15 protein-coding genes, 2 tRNA genes and 1 pseudogene are annotated in these 16,700 nt (G+C 57.4%); 6 read left to right on the top strand and 12 right to left on the bottom strand.

All coding sequences use genetic code 11. The features are described 5' to 3' along the window. Positions 1–7: 7 nt before the first annotated feature. From AC1EJZ_RS00475 to dnaA, 12 genes are all read right to left on the bottom strand, one after another. Positions 8–613: a hypothetical protein gene (locus tag AC1EJZ_RS00475; RefSeq protein ID WP_480293752.1), complete on the bottom strand. Its 606-nt coding sequence runs from the start codon at positions 611–613 to the stop codon at positions 8–10. A gap of 24 nt (positions 614–637) precedes the next feature. After that, the gene (locus AC1EJZ_RS00470; RefSeq protein WP_480293751.1) at positions 638–1,363 is read right to left on the bottom strand and encodes a hypothetical protein; all 726 of its coding nucleotides are present in this window, start codon (positions 1,361–1,363) and stop codon (positions 638–640) included. Between the two features lie 213 nt (positions 1,364–1,576). Next, positions 1,577–1,652 (bottom strand) — tRNA-Ala (locus AC1EJZ_RS00465). 78 nt (positions 1,653–1,730) lie between these two features. Next, entirely contained in the window at positions 1,731–1,883 is a 153-nt protein-coding gene (locus tag AC1EJZ_RS00460) for a DLW-39 family protein (RefSeq protein ID WP_227469239.1), read from the bottom strand. Positions 1,884–1,916: 33 nt separating this feature from the next. Continuing rightward, positions 1,917–1,990: transfer RNA gene (locus AC1EJZ_RS00455), tRNA-Ile, on the bottom strand. Positions 1,991–2,112: 122 nt separating this feature from the next. Then, the gene (locus AC1EJZ_RS00450; RefSeq protein WP_070726086.1) at positions 2,113–2,517 is read right to left on the bottom strand and encodes a DUF3566 domain-containing protein; all 405 of its coding nucleotides are present in this window, start codon (positions 2,515–2,517) and stop codon (positions 2,113–2,115) included. After that, complete coding sequence (gene gyrA / locus AC1EJZ_RS00445; RefSeq protein ID WP_257590334.1) at positions 2,514–5,099, bottom strand: DNA gyrase subunit A; 2,586 nt, start codon at positions 5,097–5,099, stop codon at positions 2,514–2,516. The genes AC1EJZ_RS00450 and gyrA overlap by 4 nt, the downstream gene beginning before the upstream one ends. Positions 5,100–5,171: 72 nt before the next feature. Further along, the gene (gene gyrB / locus AC1EJZ_RS00440; protein ID WP_058237582.1) at positions 5,172–7,208 is read right to left on the bottom strand and encodes a DNA topoisomerase (ATP-hydrolyzing) subunit B; all 2,037 of its coding nucleotides are present in this window, start codon (positions 7,206–7,208) and stop codon (positions 5,172–5,174) included. A 215-nt stretch (positions 7,209–7,423) separates the two neighbouring features. Then, positions 7,424–8,137, bottom strand: coding sequence for a DciA family protein (locus AC1EJZ_RS00435; protein WP_480293750.1), 714 nt, complete (start codon positions 8,135–8,137; stop codon positions 7,424–7,426). Next, the gene (gene recF / locus AC1EJZ_RS00430; RefSeq protein ID WP_480293749.1) at positions 8,130–9,383 is read right to left on the bottom strand and encodes a DNA replication/repair protein RecF; all 1,254 of its coding nucleotides are present in this window, start codon (positions 9,381–9,383) and stop codon (positions 8,130–8,132) included. Before recF ends, AC1EJZ_RS00435 begins: the two co-directional genes overlap by 8 nt. A gap of 4 nt (positions 9,384–9,387) precedes the next feature. Next, on the bottom strand, positions 9,388–10,521 hold the full coding sequence (gene dnaN / locus AC1EJZ_RS00425) for a DNA polymerase III subunit beta (protein ID WP_058237585.1): 1,134 nt from the start codon (positions 10,519–10,521) through the stop codon (positions 9,388–9,390). A gap of 531 nt (positions 10,522–11,052) precedes the next feature. After that, the gene (dnaA, locus tag AC1EJZ_RS00420) at positions 11,053–12,459 is read right to left on the bottom strand and encodes a chromosomal replication initiator protein DnaA (protein WP_070726077.1); all 1,407 of its coding nucleotides are present in this window, start codon (positions 12,457–12,459) and stop codon (positions 11,053–11,055) included. A 473-nt stretch (positions 12,460–12,932) separates the two neighbouring features. Between dnaA and rpmH the strand changes: the two genes are divergently transcribed. The 6 genes and pseudogenes from rpmH to rsmG all read left to right on the top strand — a co-directional run bounded on the left by rpmH (position 12,933) and on the right by rsmG (position 16,657). Beyond that, a complete protein-coding gene (rpmH, locus tag AC1EJZ_RS00415; protein WP_083314406.1) occupies positions 12,933–13,070 on the top strand; it encodes a 50S ribosomal protein L34 in 138 nt (45 codons plus the stop codon). A gap of 7 nt (positions 13,071–13,077) precedes the next feature. Further along, positions 13,078–13,452, top strand: coding sequence for a ribonuclease P protein component (rnpA, locus tag AC1EJZ_RS00410; RefSeq protein ID WP_480293747.1), 375 nt, complete (start codon positions 13,078–13,080; stop codon positions 13,450–13,452). Next, entirely contained in the window at positions 13,449–13,859 is a 411-nt protein-coding gene (yidD, locus tag AC1EJZ_RS00405; RefSeq protein ID WP_480293746.1) for a membrane protein insertion efficiency factor YidD, read from the top strand. The genes rnpA and yidD overlap by 4 nt, the downstream gene beginning before the upstream one ends. Beyond that, positions 13,849–15,219, top strand: coding sequence for a membrane protein insertase YidC (gene yidC / locus AC1EJZ_RS00400; protein WP_480293745.1), 1,371 nt, complete (start codon positions 13,849–13,851; stop codon positions 15,217–15,219). The genes yidD and yidC overlap by 11 nt, the downstream gene beginning before the upstream one ends. Positions 15,220–15,312: 93 nt before the next feature. Further along, positions 15,313–15,816: pseudogene (locus AC1EJZ_RS00395) on the top strand (Jag family protein); the annotation flags it as partial. Positions 15,817–15,967: 151 nt separating this feature from the next. Next, positions 15,968–16,657, top strand: a complete 690-nt coding sequence (gene rsmG, locus AC1EJZ_RS00390; RefSeq protein ID WP_285015407.1) for a 16S rRNA (guanine(527)-N(7))-methyltransferase RsmG — start codon at positions 15,968–15,970, stop codon at positions 16,655–16,657. The last annotated feature ends 43 nt before the right edge of the window (positions 16,658–16,700 follow it).

Below are 16,700 nucleotides of genomic sequence, written 5' to 3'. Positions count from 1 at the left end.
GAAGCCTTCACCACGCCCTCAGCATTCCAGTGACCTGAATCGGATCTGCTTCGCCATTGGCGATCTTCAGGGCATCTTCTGGGCTGACAGTGAGCGGAGCGCTCGAATCGTCAAGCATCAGGCGCTGCATCTTGGCGATCTTCTCATAGGTCGCAGGAATGCGGTCACCACCAGGCGCTTGGTCATATCCGGTTCGGGTACGAGTACGAACCACGATTTCGTGGACGGGAACACGTTCGCCAGCGGCATTCGTCATCCACGGGACAATTTCGATGATCGTGTCTGGATTATTGTTTTCTGCGAAGTCTATTGCCGTCTTGCCATCCGCAACGAGGGAAACCCCATATTTCCCGCCGGGATTGTCCTTATCCCCCATCGCAACTTCACTGCCATCGGCGTTCGTTGCGGCGTAGACAGCGATCGGACGGAATGTGTAGCTGGAGAACTTGATCTTCATCCGCTCCGGCATCACGATGCGTTCGTCGAGCTTGACGCGCATATCGACGTGGGTCGCCTTGGCTGTTCTGTTCGCCAACTGACTCCAGTCAGAACCGTTATCCAACGCACCTACTATCGGATCTTTGTAGACAGTAATCGAGGTGAACGGAGGCATCGAAAACTGCGCCTCATAAGAAACCTAGTAACCATCGGTACGGTCGTCGTAGTAAGCGGTTGTGGTTGGCATATCGCCTTCGACTTCAAATTTCTTGATGTCGGAGTCAGGCGCTGTTTGCTCACCGCTCTTGCCGCAGTTGATGGTTGCCATCGACGTGGTATCCAGGCCGACGTAGTCGGTATTGGATACGTAGATAGCGTGCAGGGTCTGAGGCGCGGTTCCGGCTGGGAAAATGTCGCCAACCTTCTGGCTCGCAAAGTAGAACGGACTGTCTTCCGAATATTTCTTAAGATCCTTGAACTTCGGATCTGGAGACCACCCGAGGAAGTACATCCTGAAAGGCCACTGATTGATATCGGTCTGTACACCCTGCGTACCGAGAACCGCTTCCGGGTCAGTGAAGGTTTGCTTCGCCTGCACATTCTCACCGTACATAAAGGTGATCTGGACACTGTAAGGCGCGGCCTCCGAGGACTCTGCAGGTGGAGCTGCCGCTTCACGCGCAGACGTATCGTTCGGTTCGACTGAAACAGCAGTATCTTCTGCCGGGGCAGGAGCACCCTCTTCAGAAGTCGGAGCAGCTTCTGAGGCATGAGCCGCCTCCGCAGGAGCCGCTTCAGGATCGACAGGTGACGGGCTCGGCTGACCGGCATCAGATGCCGGCTCGCTGGATTCCACAGCAGGATCAGCGGCAGCGGCATCACTTCCATCACCATCTGCCCACGTCACTGGGGTGATGCCACACATCAGCAGGAGAGCCAACAACAAACTAACACTTGAAAAATGTATGACAGGATACACGGACTTTGTGTGTGACAACATCCTCATGAGGTCCCTTTTTTTCAAAGGGAGTCAGAATCTGGACCCGGATATCGTACACTCAGCAATACTCCGGCATTAGCCCAATATTCGTCGCCACGACACAAAAAGCGCTCATTGTGAATCACAATGAGCGTCCAGTGGTGGAGCTAGTGGGACTCGAACCCACGACCCCCTGCTTGCAAAGCAGGTGCGCTACCAGCTGCGCCATAGCCCCGTTATTGAGTTCCTACCGTACCTGACGGTGACAGCTCCAGACAACCGCCCAGAAAGCGGTCGGGTCGGGTCGCCGTCGTTAATGAGCGGTGGAAGATTCCGGCTCATATTCGTCGGTGACGGACCTCCACAGATCAGCGTTATTGGACAGGTCCTGAGCAATTTGACGAACGACAATCCCCGCTATCGCAGCACCGGCAAGCGCCGCAATGGTCGTGATCGCCTTCTTCACCGCTCCGCCTCCCATTCAGCTGAGTGTGGACAGTGGGCCTAGCTGGACTCGAACCAGCGACCTCAGTCTTATCAGGACTGCGCTCTAACCAACTGAGCTATAGGCCCATCCGCGCCCCAAGGGCACCGAACTATCGTACCCGAGCATCGGTGCGACAACAAAACGAGAGCCTAGTGACGTCTATGACATTCACCGACACCACAGTCGCCATCTTCCACCGCTCGCGCCTCTACTCATCCATCAAGGACACGCGCACCCCGCCCACCAATGAGGCGATGATGTTGTACAGGAACGCACCCAGCGTCGACATCGCCGTGATCATGATGACGTTGGCCACCGCCGCAATGGTCGCGTAGGACAGCACCTTCGACAAATGCAGGTACTCCATGAGCGTGACGAAACGTTCCGCGCTCAGATTCTTGAGGAATTCCTCAATGTCGCCGAAAACGTGCATGGAGTCGAGCATCAGCCACAACACCAGGGTGGCGAACACCAACGCTATCCCCAGCGCCACGGACAACAGGAAACCAACCTTCATGACTGACCACGGGTCCACGCGCGCTACCGACAGGTCGACTCTGCGCGGTACATCCTCATCCAGGATCGGCTGATCGAGGTCTTCAAGATCGCTCATTGCTCGTCCTCCTCAGTTTCTGCACTTGACGCTACAGGCTCATCAGCCTCTTGTGCAGCTGATTCGTCGGCGGTTTCATCAACGGCCTCATCTTCGTCATCCTCCGTGTGACGCGTAATCGCAATAATGCGGTCATCGTCATCCGGGCGAGCGAAAATGACACCCATAGTGTTGCGCCCGGTGGCACGCACGTCGGACGCGTTGATTTGGACAAGTTTACCGGATTCGGTAATCACCATGACATTCTCGTCACTGTCGACAACGAGGGCGCCCACCAGTGCACCTCGTTCATCCACCAAGTTGCCTACTCGCACGCCGAAAATGCCGCGACCCTTCACAGGATATTCGCTCAACGGGGTGCGCTTCGCGTAGCCACCATCTGTGACGATCAGCAGGTCCGCACCCTCGCGCACAACTTCCATCGCCAGCAGCTCATCGCCGTCACGGAACTTCATGCCGCGCACACCCGACGTGCCGCGCCCCATCGGACGCAGCTGCTCATCGCTGGCAGTAAATCGCACCGCTTGCCCCTTACGGGACACCAGGATCAGATCATCATCAGCGTTCACCAGCTGAGCAGACACCTGCTGATCAGGCTCTCCGTTGTCATCATCACGCAAGTTGATCGCAATAATGCCGCCGGTTCTGGCACTGTCGTATTCCGACAGGCGCGTTTTCTTCACCAGACCGGACCGTGTGGCCAGCACCAGGTAGTCAGCCTCGTCGTAGTCGTGAATAGCCAGGACCTGTGCAATGCGCTCATCGGGTTGGAACGCAAGCAGATTCGCAACGTGCTGACCGCGGGAGGTGCGACCGCCCTCCGGAATCTCATACGCTTTCGCGCGGTAAACACGACCCAGGTTCGTGAAGAACAGCAGCCACTGGTGCGTGGTTGTGACAAAGAAATGCTCCACCACATCATCGCCCTTGAGCTGAGTGCCGCGCACACCTTTGCCGCCGCGTTTTTGCGAACGGTAATTGTCGGTGCGGGTACGTTTGGCGAAACCGTCACGGGTGATGGTCACCACCACGTCCTCTTCGGGGATGAGGTCCTCCATCGACATTTCGCCCGCGTACGGCACGATCGTGGTGACACGCTCATCACCGTAGCGCTCGACAATCTCCGCCAGCTCGGTGGACACAATGTCGCGCTGGCGTTGCGGGGTGGCCAGGATGTCTTCCAGGTCGGCCACATGGTCACGCAACTGTGCGTGCTCGTCCAGAATCTTCTGACGTTCGAGGGCGGCCAGGCGACGCAACTGCAGCGCCAAAATGGCATCAGACTGCGCTTCATCAATGTTGAGCAGGTCCATCAGGCCGGTGCGCGCATCGTCGGCTGTTGGAGAGCGACGAATCAGCGCAATCACTTCATCGAGGGCATCGAGCGCCTTGAGGTAGCCTTCCAGAATGTGCAGGCGTTCGCGCGCCTTGTTCAAACGGAAGCGAGTGCGCCGCTCAATGACTTCGATCTGGTGTCTGATCCAGTGACGGATAAATCCATCCAGCGACAGTGTGCGCGGCACGCCGTCCACCAGGGCGAGCATATTCGCCGGGAACGAGTCCTGCAGCTGCGTGCGCTTGTACAAGTTGTTCAGGACAACTTTGGCAACCGCGTCGCGTTTGAGAACCATGATCAGGCGCGTGCCTGAACGGCCCGACGTTTCGTCACGGATATCCGCAATACCCTGGATCTGGCCGGCCTTGACCATGTCGGCAATTTTCTGGACCAGGTTATCGGGGTTGACCTGGTAAGGCAGCGCCTTGACAACCAGGCACGTGCGGCCATGGATTTCCTCAACCTCGACAATGGCGCGCTGAATAATCGAGCCGCGGCCAGTGCGGTAGGCATCCTCAATGCCCTTGCGACCCAGGATCGTCGCACCGGAAGGAAAATCCGGGCCCTTGATGCGTTCCATGAGAGCTGCCAGCAGTTCTTCACGCGTGGCATCAGGATGCTCAAGTGCCCACTGCACACCCTCGGCCACCTCACGCAGGTTATGCGGCGGGATGCGCGTGGCCATACCCACGGCAATACCTTCCGACCCGTTGATCAGCAGGTTCGGAATACGCGACGGCAGGATCGTAGGCTCCTGGGTGCGCCCATCGTAGTTGTCCTGGAAGTCAACAGTGTCTTCATCAATGTCGCGCACCATTTCCATCGCCAGGGGCGCCATCTTACATTCGGTATAACGAGGGGCAGCAGGCCCCAGGTTACCGGGAGAACCAAAGTTACCCTGACCGGCAATGAGCGGGTAACGCATTGACCACGGCTGGATGAGGCGAGCCAAAGCGTCATACACGGAGCTGTCACCGTGAGGGTGGTAGTGCGCCAACACGTCACCGACGACGCGCATGCACTTGTAGAAACCTGCATTGGGGCGGTATCCGCCGTCGTACATGGCATACAGGATGCGGCGGTGAACCGGCTTGAGGCCGTCTCGCACGTCCGGAAGGGCGCGGCCCACAATGACCGACATGGCGTAATCAAGGTACGACCTCTTCATTTCCATTTCGAGGTCGACTTGATCAATCCGTCCGTGCGGAGCGGTTGATTCAATCTCTGTGGTGGGCTCGTCACTCACGATGAAACTCTCCTTGGTCCCTGATCAGTAGGTTGTTGACGATGGTCGGATCACTGTCGTTGCGCCGCGGCGCTAGGCGTCAATGAATCGCACATCCTGAGCGTTTCGTTGAATAAACGAACGCCTGGATTCCACGTCATCACCCATCAGCAGGGTGAAGATTTGGTCGGCAGCTGCTGCTTCGCCCACCTCGACTTGCTTCAAAATTCGGTGCGCAGGATCCATCGTGGTTTCCCACAATTCCTGGTCGTTCATCTCACCCAGGCCCTTGTAACGCTGGATGCCGCCCTGCTTGGGCAGGCGATGACCGGCCTTGAGCCCTTCAGTAAGACAGTCGTCACGCTCCTTGTCCGAATACACGTATTCGTGCGGAGCATTCGTCCACTTGAGTCGATACAGCGGAGGTGTCGCTAGGTACACGTACCCTTGCTCCACCAGTGGTCTCATATAGCGGTACAGGAACGTCAGCAGCAAGGTCGCGATGTGCTGGCCATCCACGTCAGCATCTGACATCAGCACGATCTTGAAGTAGCGCAACTTGTTGATGTCAAACTCTTCACCAATGCCAGTGCCCAGGGCGCTGATGAGCGACTGGATCGTCTCAGAGTTCAGCGCGCGGTCAAGGCGAGCCTTTTCAACGTTCAGGATCTTTCCGCGAAGTGGCAAAATCGCCTGGTGTTCCGGGTCGCGCCCACCGACGGCACTACCACCTGCCGAGTCACCCTCGACAATGAAGATTTCACACACCGAGGGATCTTTGGACGAGCAGTCGCGCAACTTCGTCGGCATCGACAGCGTGTCCAGGGCGGTTTTGCGCCGAGTGGCCTCACGGGCCTTGCGTGCCGCGACGCGCGCCAACTGAGCCTGCTGACCTTTCATGATGATCGCCTTGGCGTCGGCAGGATGCGCATCGAACCAGTCCTGCAGGTGCTGGTAGACCTGCTGCTGGACGAATGTGCGGGCTTCTGTGTTCCCCAGCTTGGTCTTGGTCTGGCCTTCGAACTGCGGTTCGGTCAGCTTGATGGAGATCACCGCCGTCAGACCTTCACGCACATCTTCACCGGACAGGTTTTCGTCCTTGTCCTTGAGGATTCCGCGCTCCTTGGCATAACGGTTGATCACCGTGGTCAGTGCCGTGCGGAAGCCCTCTTCGTGTGTTCCGCCTTCGGTCGTATTGATCGTGTTGGCGTAGGTGTGCAGGCTCGACGAGTACGCCGTTGTCCACTGCATCGCAATTTCCAGCGACATCGTGCCCGGATCGTTTTCAGCTTCAAAATCAATGATCTCGGAGTTAATGACGTCAGTCTTGCGGCTCGAATCCAGGAATTCCACGTAGTCGCGCAAGCCATGTTCATACATGTAGGACACGCGGCGGAACCCTGGAACAGGATCGTCAGCTGGGCCTTCATCATCCCCGGTGATCTCGTCGCCCTCGTCCTGAACCCAGGGGCGCTCATCGGTCAGCGTGATGCGCAGCCCCTTATTGAGGAACGCCATCTGCTGGAAGCGGTGACGCAGCGTCTCAAAGTCAAACTCAGTGGACTCGAAGATCTGTGGATCTGGATAGAACACCTGGGTAGTGCCCGTTTCGTCGGTTTCCTCGCCACGTTCGAGCTCAGAGACCACTGCCCCGCCATCAGCAAAGGACATCCGCCACACGTACCCCTGTCGACGCACCTCAGTATCAACCCGGGTGGACAGAGCGTTCACGACGGAAATACCCACGCCATGCAGACCGCCGGAAACAGCGTACCCGCCGCCTCCGAACTTGCCTCCGGCGTGCAGAATCGTCATGACGACCTCAACGGTTGGTCGCCCCTCGGTGGGGTGAATATCCACTGGAATACCGCGCCCGTTGTCGACTACCTTCAGGCCGCCATCAGCCTGGATCGTCACCTCGATGTGGTCGGCATATCCAGCCAAAGCTTCGTCAACGGAGTTGTCGACCACTTCATACACCAGATGGTGCAAGCCGCGTTCTCCCGTTGAACCGATATACATGCCAGGCCGCTTACGAACAGCCTCCAAACCTTCCAGAACGGTGATGTCTGATGCCCCGTAATGCCCCTGGTCCTCATTTGGCTGGGAATTGATCCCTTCGTCCGCCACTCACCGGCTCCCCTCATTGTGATGGTGCTGTGCACCGCGGGCTGGCTGCCCTCCCGGAAAATTCCGGGACCGTGTGTCCACATGACACACTACTCATAATCTGTTTATATTTTACCAAAAAACAGGGTTTTTCGACTTGATTTCACGTTGGTGTAGGCCACGCTAAAGTACTCGTGAGCTGCGAAAAGACAGGTTCTTGTGAAGTGTGGGAGGGGTCACCCATACGTGTCACGCACACCTCTGCCCTTCACTGACCATCGGCCCTTGTTCCAGGAGGGGGCCGACGGGCCGCGGACGATGACCTGATCGACCACTCCGGCACCGACTTCTTCGGCAATTCGGCGCTCAATATGCGGCAGAAGCAGCACGAGCTGTTTGGCCCACGCCGTTGATGAACAGCGCACAATGAGTGTGCGGTCATTGAAGGTTTCGATTGAACAGTGCTGGGCCACGTTGTCTCCAACAATCACTGGCCACTGCGCCATAACGGACCCCATCGCGGTCGACGAATCCCATCCGCGATCATGCGTGGTCTTTTTGATGACACGTCCAATGGAGCGCGGTTCATTCCACCGTAAGCGACCAGAAGCCAGTCCCACACGCCCGGCGCGCCCAGCCCCGCTTCGATGCCGCAATGCCCACAGAGGTCCCAGCATGGCGCGCGCACGCAGTTCCTCGCGTGCATTGCGAGGTTCGAGGGTGACCTGACCACTGTGTGCATCACCGTTCGATGCACCGGTGTCACCTGCACCAGCGTGAGCGCCATGGGCGAACTCATCGCGCTGAGTGCGCCCAGAAGAGCCGGCGGCGCGCGGGTGAGTGCTGCGCGTGGCTCCCCGAGCCAGCATGGCACGCTGCATGCGAGCAGTGGCCTGCGCGATCACATCGGTGCGCTCACCATCAGAAAGCAGTCCGGAATTTTCATTCACGCTCAATCACCGAGCCATCTTCTGGATCCCAGTGGACGCGAAAAATGTGAGCGTCCAGCTGATCGGGCACATCGCTCTCAACTGCCGCAGTAATGAGCACCTGATCTGCCTGCCTGATGACCTCGACAAGGGCTTGACGCCTCTTCGCATCGAGTTCAGCAAAGACATCATCGAGGATGAGGATTGGCCGTTCTCCCTCGTCACTCAGGACTTCAAAGGATGCCAGGCGAAGTGCCAGGGCAGCCGACCATGATTCGCCGTGAGATGCATAGCCTTTAACGGGTAAGTGTCCCAAAGTCAGTTCCAGGTCGTCGCGGTGGGCACCCACAAGGTTCACACCGCGTCGCACTTCATCGTCTCGAACATGCTGGAGGGCCTGTCTTAATGCCTCAATGTGCGCGGTCGGGTCAGTGACGTCGATATCGCTGAAGGCTGACACGGAGGCTTCCAGGCCCACTGAAAATTCTCGAGGCGAGTCAGCCACACTGCTATAGGCATCAGATGCCGGTGTACTCAGTAACGTGACGACGCGGTGGCGCTCAAGTGTGACCTGCGCAGACAGTTCCACGAATTGGTCATCCCAGATTTCCAGCGTTGATAGGTCAGGGACCTGGCCACGACGCACACGTGCACTGGCAGCTTTGAGCACTGCGGCGCGTTGGCGTGCCACACGGTCAAAATCTGCACGAACGGCGCTGAACGTCGGGTGAAGCTGGATCGCGCATTCGTCGATGAAACGGCGCCTGACCTGCGGTGCATCGCGCACAATGGACAGATCCTCGGGTGCGAACACAACGGTCCTGACCATTCCGAGGATTTTCTTAGCCGCCAGCGTGGTGCGATTCAGGCGCGCCCGATTGGCTTTTCCGCGCACCACTTCCAGTTCCACCACCTGGTCGCGCCTGCCGGCTTGATCGCGCCTTTCGGAGGATTCACCTGCCTGTGACGTATCCGAAGCATTGTCACTGTTGTCCCCGCTCAGCGACGTCGTGTGCTCCCCTGTCACCAATTTCACGCGGATCATGGCACCACCAGGAGGAGCCTCCTCGCCGGTCGGTACCCGCACCAGTGCCGTGTCGGCAGCGACCCGATGAGACGAAAACGTTGACAAATAGGCGATGGCCTCAACAAGATTCGTTTTTCCCTGACCGTTGTGGCCAACGAAAACGCTCACTCCAGCGGGAAGTTCACACACCTGGTGACGGTAGGAACGGAAATCATCAAGTGCGACGTGCGAGATACGCACACACTCACGCTCCGAAGCGGATGGGCATCAGCAGGTAGCGGAAACTGGTGTCCTCTCCCCCATCGAGTTCACTTTGACCAGTCATGACAACCGGCTTGGACTGGTGTGTAAAGCCGAAGCGCACAAAGTCGGCCGACAGTACCGACAGGCCTTCAATCAGATACGACGGGTTGAATCCTGTGGTGATCTCGTTGTTGACCTGAGCTTCAATTGCTTCCGAACCCTGGGCGCTTTCACCCTGGCCGGCTTCGAGGACCACCTGACCTTCTGAAAATGCCATCCGCACCGACGTCTTACGCTCAGCCACCAGCGCCATACGCTTGACCGCTTCAAGCAGCACGTGACGATCACATACAGCCTGAATCGGTGTGGTTTCCGGGAAAAGTCGGGATACCGGCGGGTAATCCCCGTCCATCAACGTGGAGGTGGTGCGTCGACCCGATGCCTCAAAACCAATCAGAGATGATGCTCCTGGCTTGGATTCACGTGACAGACCGATCGTCACGCGCGACCCTGATGCGGTGGACTTGGCCACGTCGCTCAGAATCCGGGCCTTCACCAGTGCCGCATCGGAGAACTGCGGGTCACTGGGTTCCCATTCCAGGTCACGCACAGCCAGGCGGTAGCGGTCAGTGGCGATCAGCGATATGCGCTCACCTTCAAACTCCATACGCACACCCGTCAACAGTGGCAACGTGTCGTCGCGCGACGCGGCGATCGAGACCTGGCCGATGGCCTGGGCAAGTGTTTCAGAATCAACAGTGCCGCGTGTTTGGGGATGTTCGGGCAGCAGCGGGTACTCATCCAGTGGCATCACAGCCAGCACAAAGTGAGACGATCCGCAGGTGATCGTCACTTTCGGTCCGTCAACAGTGAAATCGACCGGACGCTGCGGCAGTGACTTACAGATGTCGGCCAGCAGGCGACCCGATACGAGAACCTCACCGGGCTCATGTACTTCGGCAGGAATATGCGAGTTCGCGGATACCTCGTAGTCGAATGACGACAGCGTGACGATCTCAGCATCTGCGCTGAGTCTGACACCTGCCAGAATCGGGCTGGGTGGCCGTTGCGGCAACGCTCGGGCAGTCCACGATACGGCTTCCGACAAAATGTCACGGGCGACAGTGAACTTCATTCTGTACCCCTCCAACTCCCCGTGCGAGCACTCATTAGCTGTTTTGATGAACCGAACCAACTCTACTCGATTCTCATGCAGAAGTTGACCCCAAGGCGAAATATGTGGATTAAATCAGAACTGACCACGAACCCGTGTGATGAGCTTCGTCGAGCTCTTCGCGAACTCACTAATCGGCCACCCATCGTTTGTTGTGAGTTTTCCACTTTTTCATCTTTTATTTCTTTTTCTTCATCGTCATAGGACATGTGGAAAGTGTGGAAAAGCCCGTCAACCCCCGCGATTTCAACGATTCGTTACGTGGACAAATGTGGGCACGAGATGTGGACACTTTATGAGCCGATTGTGGATTCACACAAGACCGGTCCGTGCATCCACAACGAGCAGGCATCGATCCACAGATCGAATCACAAATTTCTTGTCATTACCCACAGGATATCCACAGTTTTATCCCCAGCGGTGGGTAAGTAAGGAATATGCGGCTGGACGCGCCCCCTTCGTCAATTCGTGGCTCAACGGTACGGGCGATCCTTACGAATTGCGAGCTTTTTGCTTGATGCGGTTGGTCAACTCGGTGACGTGGTTGAAAATGTCACGCTTTTCCGCCATCTGCTCGGTGATCTTCTTATTGGCATGCATCACCGTGGTGTGGTCACGACCGCCGAACGCTGCGCCAATCTTGGGCAATGAAAGATCTGTCAACTCGCGACACAGATACATGGCGATCTGGCGTGCTTCCACCACCGTGCGGGAACGGTCAGTTGAACACAGTTGATCCAGCGTGACATCAAAGTAGTGCGCGGTCTGACCCATAATCAGTGCGGACGTGATCTCGGTGTCATCGGGATCAGAAATGATGTCCTTGAGGACCATCTCAGCCAGCGGCAAGTCAATGCGTTGCTGCGTGATATTGGCGAAAGCCGTCACGCGCAGCAGCGAACCCTCGAGTTCTCGAATATTCGACGAAATACGCGAGGCGATGTACTCCAGCACAGCCGGATCCACTTCGATCCCCTCGCCAACGGCCTTCTTCTGCAAGATGACGATACGCGTTTCCAGATCCGGTGGCTGAACGTCGGTGAGCAGACCCCACTCGAAGCGCGAACGCAGCCGGTCCTCAAAGCCTGACAGCTGTTTGGGCGGCAGATCCGAAGTCAGAACGACCTGTTTATTAGCGTTATGCAGGGTGTTGAAGGTGTGGAAGAACTCCTCGACGGTCTGCTCTTTGCCCTGAATGAACTGGATGTCGTCCACCAACAGAATGTCCACTTCGCGGTAGCGGCGCTGGAATTCCTCCGCGCGGTCTTCGCGAATAGCGTTAATGAAGTCGTTCGTAAATTCTTCGGAATTGACGTAGCGCACACGCAGATGCGGATACATCGACAGTGCGTAGTGACCGATCGCGTGCAGCAAGTGAGTCTTTCCCAGTCCTGACCCACCGTAGATAAACAGGGGGTTATAGGACTTGGCCGGTCCTTCAGCCACTGCCGTTGCCGCCGCATGGGCAAAACGGTTCGAGGGGCCAATGACGAATGTGTCGAACGTATAGCGAGGGTTGAGCCGGGTTTCCGTTGAATCGATATTCACAGCATCGAGCACGCGCGAGGCTCCGGCGTCGCGCGGAGTTTGCAAAGGTGGAACATGATCATCGTCGGGTGATGCGCTCTCGTCTTCAAGCGGTGCAAGCGAGGTGTCAATGGTGACAGCGATGCGCACGTTGCGACCCAGTGCCTGGGACAGTGACTGCGTGACGTCGTCGGAAACGCGTGTCTCAATGAAACCTTTGGTGAATTCGTTGGGGACGGCCAGCAAGATGGTGCCTTCGATGTCGCCCAGAGGTTTCACCATGTTGATGAATGACGCCGCCAATGGCCCTAAATCAACGGATTTCAACGATTCGAGGGCGTCTGCCCACGCATCGGATAACGACTTGCTCACTGTTCTTACCTTACCTGCGAAACCGACGTGACATTCAACACTTGAACGCTACCAGTTTGTGACGACGTCCGGATAACTCACTGTATCGATCTGAGCGTAATCCACAAGTTGGGGAAAGGTCTGTGGAAAACACGCTGGCAAATGACACACGTGTAGTTACAAAGCCGAATTCAGAGATGCTGCGGAAAATCCGTAAATTACACCGTTGTGGATAACATGTGGAAATCCACGGATGTGGAAAAAGTTATCCACGGGCCAGTCCACAGTTGTGGACGAAAATTGGGAGTGTGGAACCGGTGACAATTGGCCTCGATTGCGTTGACGGCTCTGGGTCAAACCCCTACGCTTGAAATCTGTCTGTGCTCGCATGAGCACGCCGTGAATCGTCCTGCGAGAACAACTCGGTGGATACTCGCGGTGAAAGAAATAAAGGAAGAGTGGAACGAGGGGTTCCACCGTCAAGGAGTAGCGTCATGGTGAAGAGGACCTATCAGCCCAGTAACCGTCGTCGTTCCCGTACGCATGGTTTCCGTTTGCGTATGCGGACACGTGCAGGTCGCGCGGTGATCTCCAACCGTCGCCGCAAAGGCCGCGCACGTCTTTCTGCCTGAGACTTCGGTGTTGCCGCGCGCGCATCGCATGGTGGATTCGACCGATTTTTCAACGACAATCCGTCATGGTTCTCGCAGCGGTAATGCGATGGTCGTGGTGCATTGCCGAACCGACGAGGATGCTTCCAAGCGCCTCGTCGGTTTCATCGTGCCCAAGCGCGAAGTCGCGTTGGCAACACGACGCAACACCATCAAGCGTCGCCTGCGCCACCTCATGGCCGCGCGAGTAGCTGACCAGCCCGACGGTGCGCGCATTGTTGTCCGCGCAGGGCACCGAGCTCTGGGTGAGGACTCGGCCACACTGGGCGTCAACCTGGATCGGGCACTGACGCGGGCATGGCGCAAGTGGGATGAACGCGAGCAGCAACGGGGCCAGAAATGAGCCTCCTGCGCACCATCGCTTTGGCACCCATACGTTTCTACCAGCGCTTCATCTCTCCCGGTTTGCCACCACGATGCAAGTACGCACCCACATGTTCGGCTTACGCCGTGCGTGCGATCGAAGTTCACGGCATCATCAAAGGCACAATCCTGGCGTCATGGCGGCTCCTGCGATGCAACCCGTGGTCCAATGGCGGTGTCGACCATGTGCCGCTTCAAGGCCAGTGGAGTGCACCCCCCTGGGTTCCGCCTGACGATTGGGCGGGTTATCTGGACCCCGATGACTTCCCCGTGATGGGGCTTAGCGATTGTGACGAGTCGCCCTCGTGCACTCACGATACGATCGATGAGACATGCGCACATTCGCCTGTGCGAGACACACATGAAGGAGATGTCCATGTGGTTTGACAAGATCATTTACCCATTTACCGTTGCGATTGCATGGGTGTGGGTAAAGATCCACGATCTGCTGGTGGCGCTCGGAATGAGCGGTGGGCCAGGTGTGGCGTGGATCGTGTCGATCATCGTGCTGACGATTGTGGTGCGCGCACTGATTACGCCTCTGTACGTCAAGCAGCTGCGTTCGCAGCGAGCGATGTCCGTCATGCAGCCTGAAATGAAGAAGATTCAGGAAAAGTACAAGGGCAAGACGGACCAGGCATCTCGTCTCAAGATGAGCGAGGAGATGCAGGCGCTCAACAAGAAGTACGGGACGAATCCTTTTGCCTCGTGTCTGCCGCTGCTGGTTCAGATGCCGATTCTGTTCGGTATGTACCGCGCACTGTGGAACGCGGGTGCCGTTGCGCAGGGAACGTTCAATCTTGGCGACCACATCGGTCCGATCGATCAGGCGCTGGCTCAGGAAATCGAGCGGACGACGGTGGCAGGTGTGTCACTGTCAGGGCGCTTGACCGAATCGACGGGTGTGGGCCTGGCGGTCTTCATCATCTTGGCCATCTTCATGGTCGTGCTGCAGTTCCTGACGATGAAGATCTCGATGGAACGCAACATGCCGCAGCAGGCTCAGGATTCATCAAACCCGATGATGCGCACCCAGAAGATGATGATGTACCTGATGCCGTTGATGTTTGTCTTCACGGCATTTGTGGTGCAGATGGGCATCATGATCTATCTGTCGATCTCCACCGCGTGGACCTTCGGCCAGCAGATGGTGATGATGACTGTGATGCCGACCCCCGGTTCACCGGCCTACAAGGACGTGCTGGCCAAGCGTGAACGTGGGTACAAGGAGTGGGCCAAGCCTTACTTCGAGGAATACGACCGCAAGCGTGAGGAACTCGGATCTGATCCTGAGGCTGTCGCACAGCTGAACCAAACATCGCTCAAGGAAATCAAGAGCAAGGCCAGGAGCCAGCGCGTAGCCGGCAACTTCCCTGAATCAATGAGTGAGGGTGAAGTGGTGGGCGTATACCGTAACCTGGCGCTGCAGGAGTGGACGACGTTGCCTGACGAAACGTGGATGCGTGGCGTCCACCGTGCCAAGGAGCGCAGCGTGGTGCGCCAGGAGAAGGCTGCGAAGCGTGAACAGCCCCGACGGATGAGTCGTGAACAGCGCAAGCAGGCAGAAGCTAAGGAACGTCAGTTGGCTGCCGAGCATGAACGTGCCGAACAGAATCGGCGAGCTCGCCGCGAGGCGAGCGACCGTGCCAAGAGCGAGCTGACCCCTGAAGAGGTGGAACGCCGCCGCGCACAGCGCAAGAGTCAACGCAACAACCCAGGCCAACGCAAGAAGAAGAAGAGAAAATGATCGGAAAGTGGTGGCACTGACACACAGCGACAGTGACACTCACCGCCGATCCCCTGCACCTGAACAAGTGGAGCCCCACGGAAGGACATCTCAATGAGTGAGAAGAAAGACGAAACGTTGTCACGTCTGGAAGAAGAAGGCGAAGTCGCGGCAGATTACCTGGAGGAACTGCTCGATATTGCCGATCTTGACGGTGACATTGAGATCGACGTTGAAAACGGTCGCGCGTCGGTGGAAATCGTGGCTGACGACGCGACTGGTCTGGAAAACCTGGTCGGTGAGGACGGTGAAGTTCTCGACGCCCTGCAGGAACTCACGCGCCTGGCAGTACAAACCGAGCTGGGCGAACGCTCACGCTTGATGCTGGACATCGCGGGCTTCCGTGCCGATCGCCGCGTCCAGCTTCGTGAGCTGACACAAGAGGCCATTAACCGCCTGAATGCGACGGGTGAGCCGCAAAAGCTTGAACCGATGAACCCGTTTGAGCGCAAGGTGTGTCACGACGTGGTGGCCGAGGCTGGCCTGCACTCCGAATCGGAAGGCGCAGATCCACATCGCTATGTCGTGATCTCCGATCCGCGTGACGATGAGAGCGACGACGTTGATGACGACGCGGACTTCGAGGATTCAGACAGCGATGACGAATCTGTTAACGAGGTGCGCGCTCTGGAGGAATTGCAGGAAGGCGACTTTGTTGCTCCGGCTTCTGATGTAGCGGAGGCAACCTCGGAACTTGCTGAGCGCGACGATGAGTGAGGATGCGGCGCCTGCGGCCGGTAGTGTACCTGACGGCACCGGCGACGCTGACCTGGTGATCCCCGAAGAGCCCACCGAAGCTGTGCGCGAGTATTTCGGTACCAGTTTCTCGGCATTGGAGCACCTGGTCGACATGCTGCTTGACGAGGGAGAGATGCGCGGCTTGATCGGACCGCGTGAAGCCGGACGATTGTGGTCGCGCCACATTGTGAATTCAGCTGCGGTATTGGATTTTCTGCCTAAGCGTGGACAGGTGCTTGATGTGGGTTCAGGCGCGGGATTTCCTGGCCTAGTTATTGCCATATGTAAACCATCACTTGACGTTCACTTGGCAGAGCCGATGGAGCGTCGGTGTGAATGGTTGGCGGACGCAATCGATGAGCTGGGTTTGGACAATGTGACAATCCACCAGGCTCGCGCGGAAGATCTGCGCGGTAAGGGTCGTGCTGATGTGGTGACGGCTCGTGCGGTGGCGAAAATGTCGAAGCTCGTGCGAATGACGTCCAAGCTGATTGCTCCTCATGGTCAGTTGGTGGCGTTGAAAGGTCGTCGTGCTGCGCTCGAAGTTGAGGACGCACGCAACGAATTGAAGCGCCATCATCTCCTCGCTGAGGTTCATGAAGTACCGTCGGTGATGGAAGATGAATCGACCTATGTGGTCGTTGCCCGTCGCGATGTGTGACCTCGGAACCAGCGGCTGACAGAGTAGACAAGAAGAAGGCAGG

It is taken from the genome of Pauljensenia sp. C0170B5 (assembly GCF_056590195.1).
Note: the sequence above shows the minus strand (reverse complement) of the source record. Positions and strands in the feature narration are given on the sequence as shown.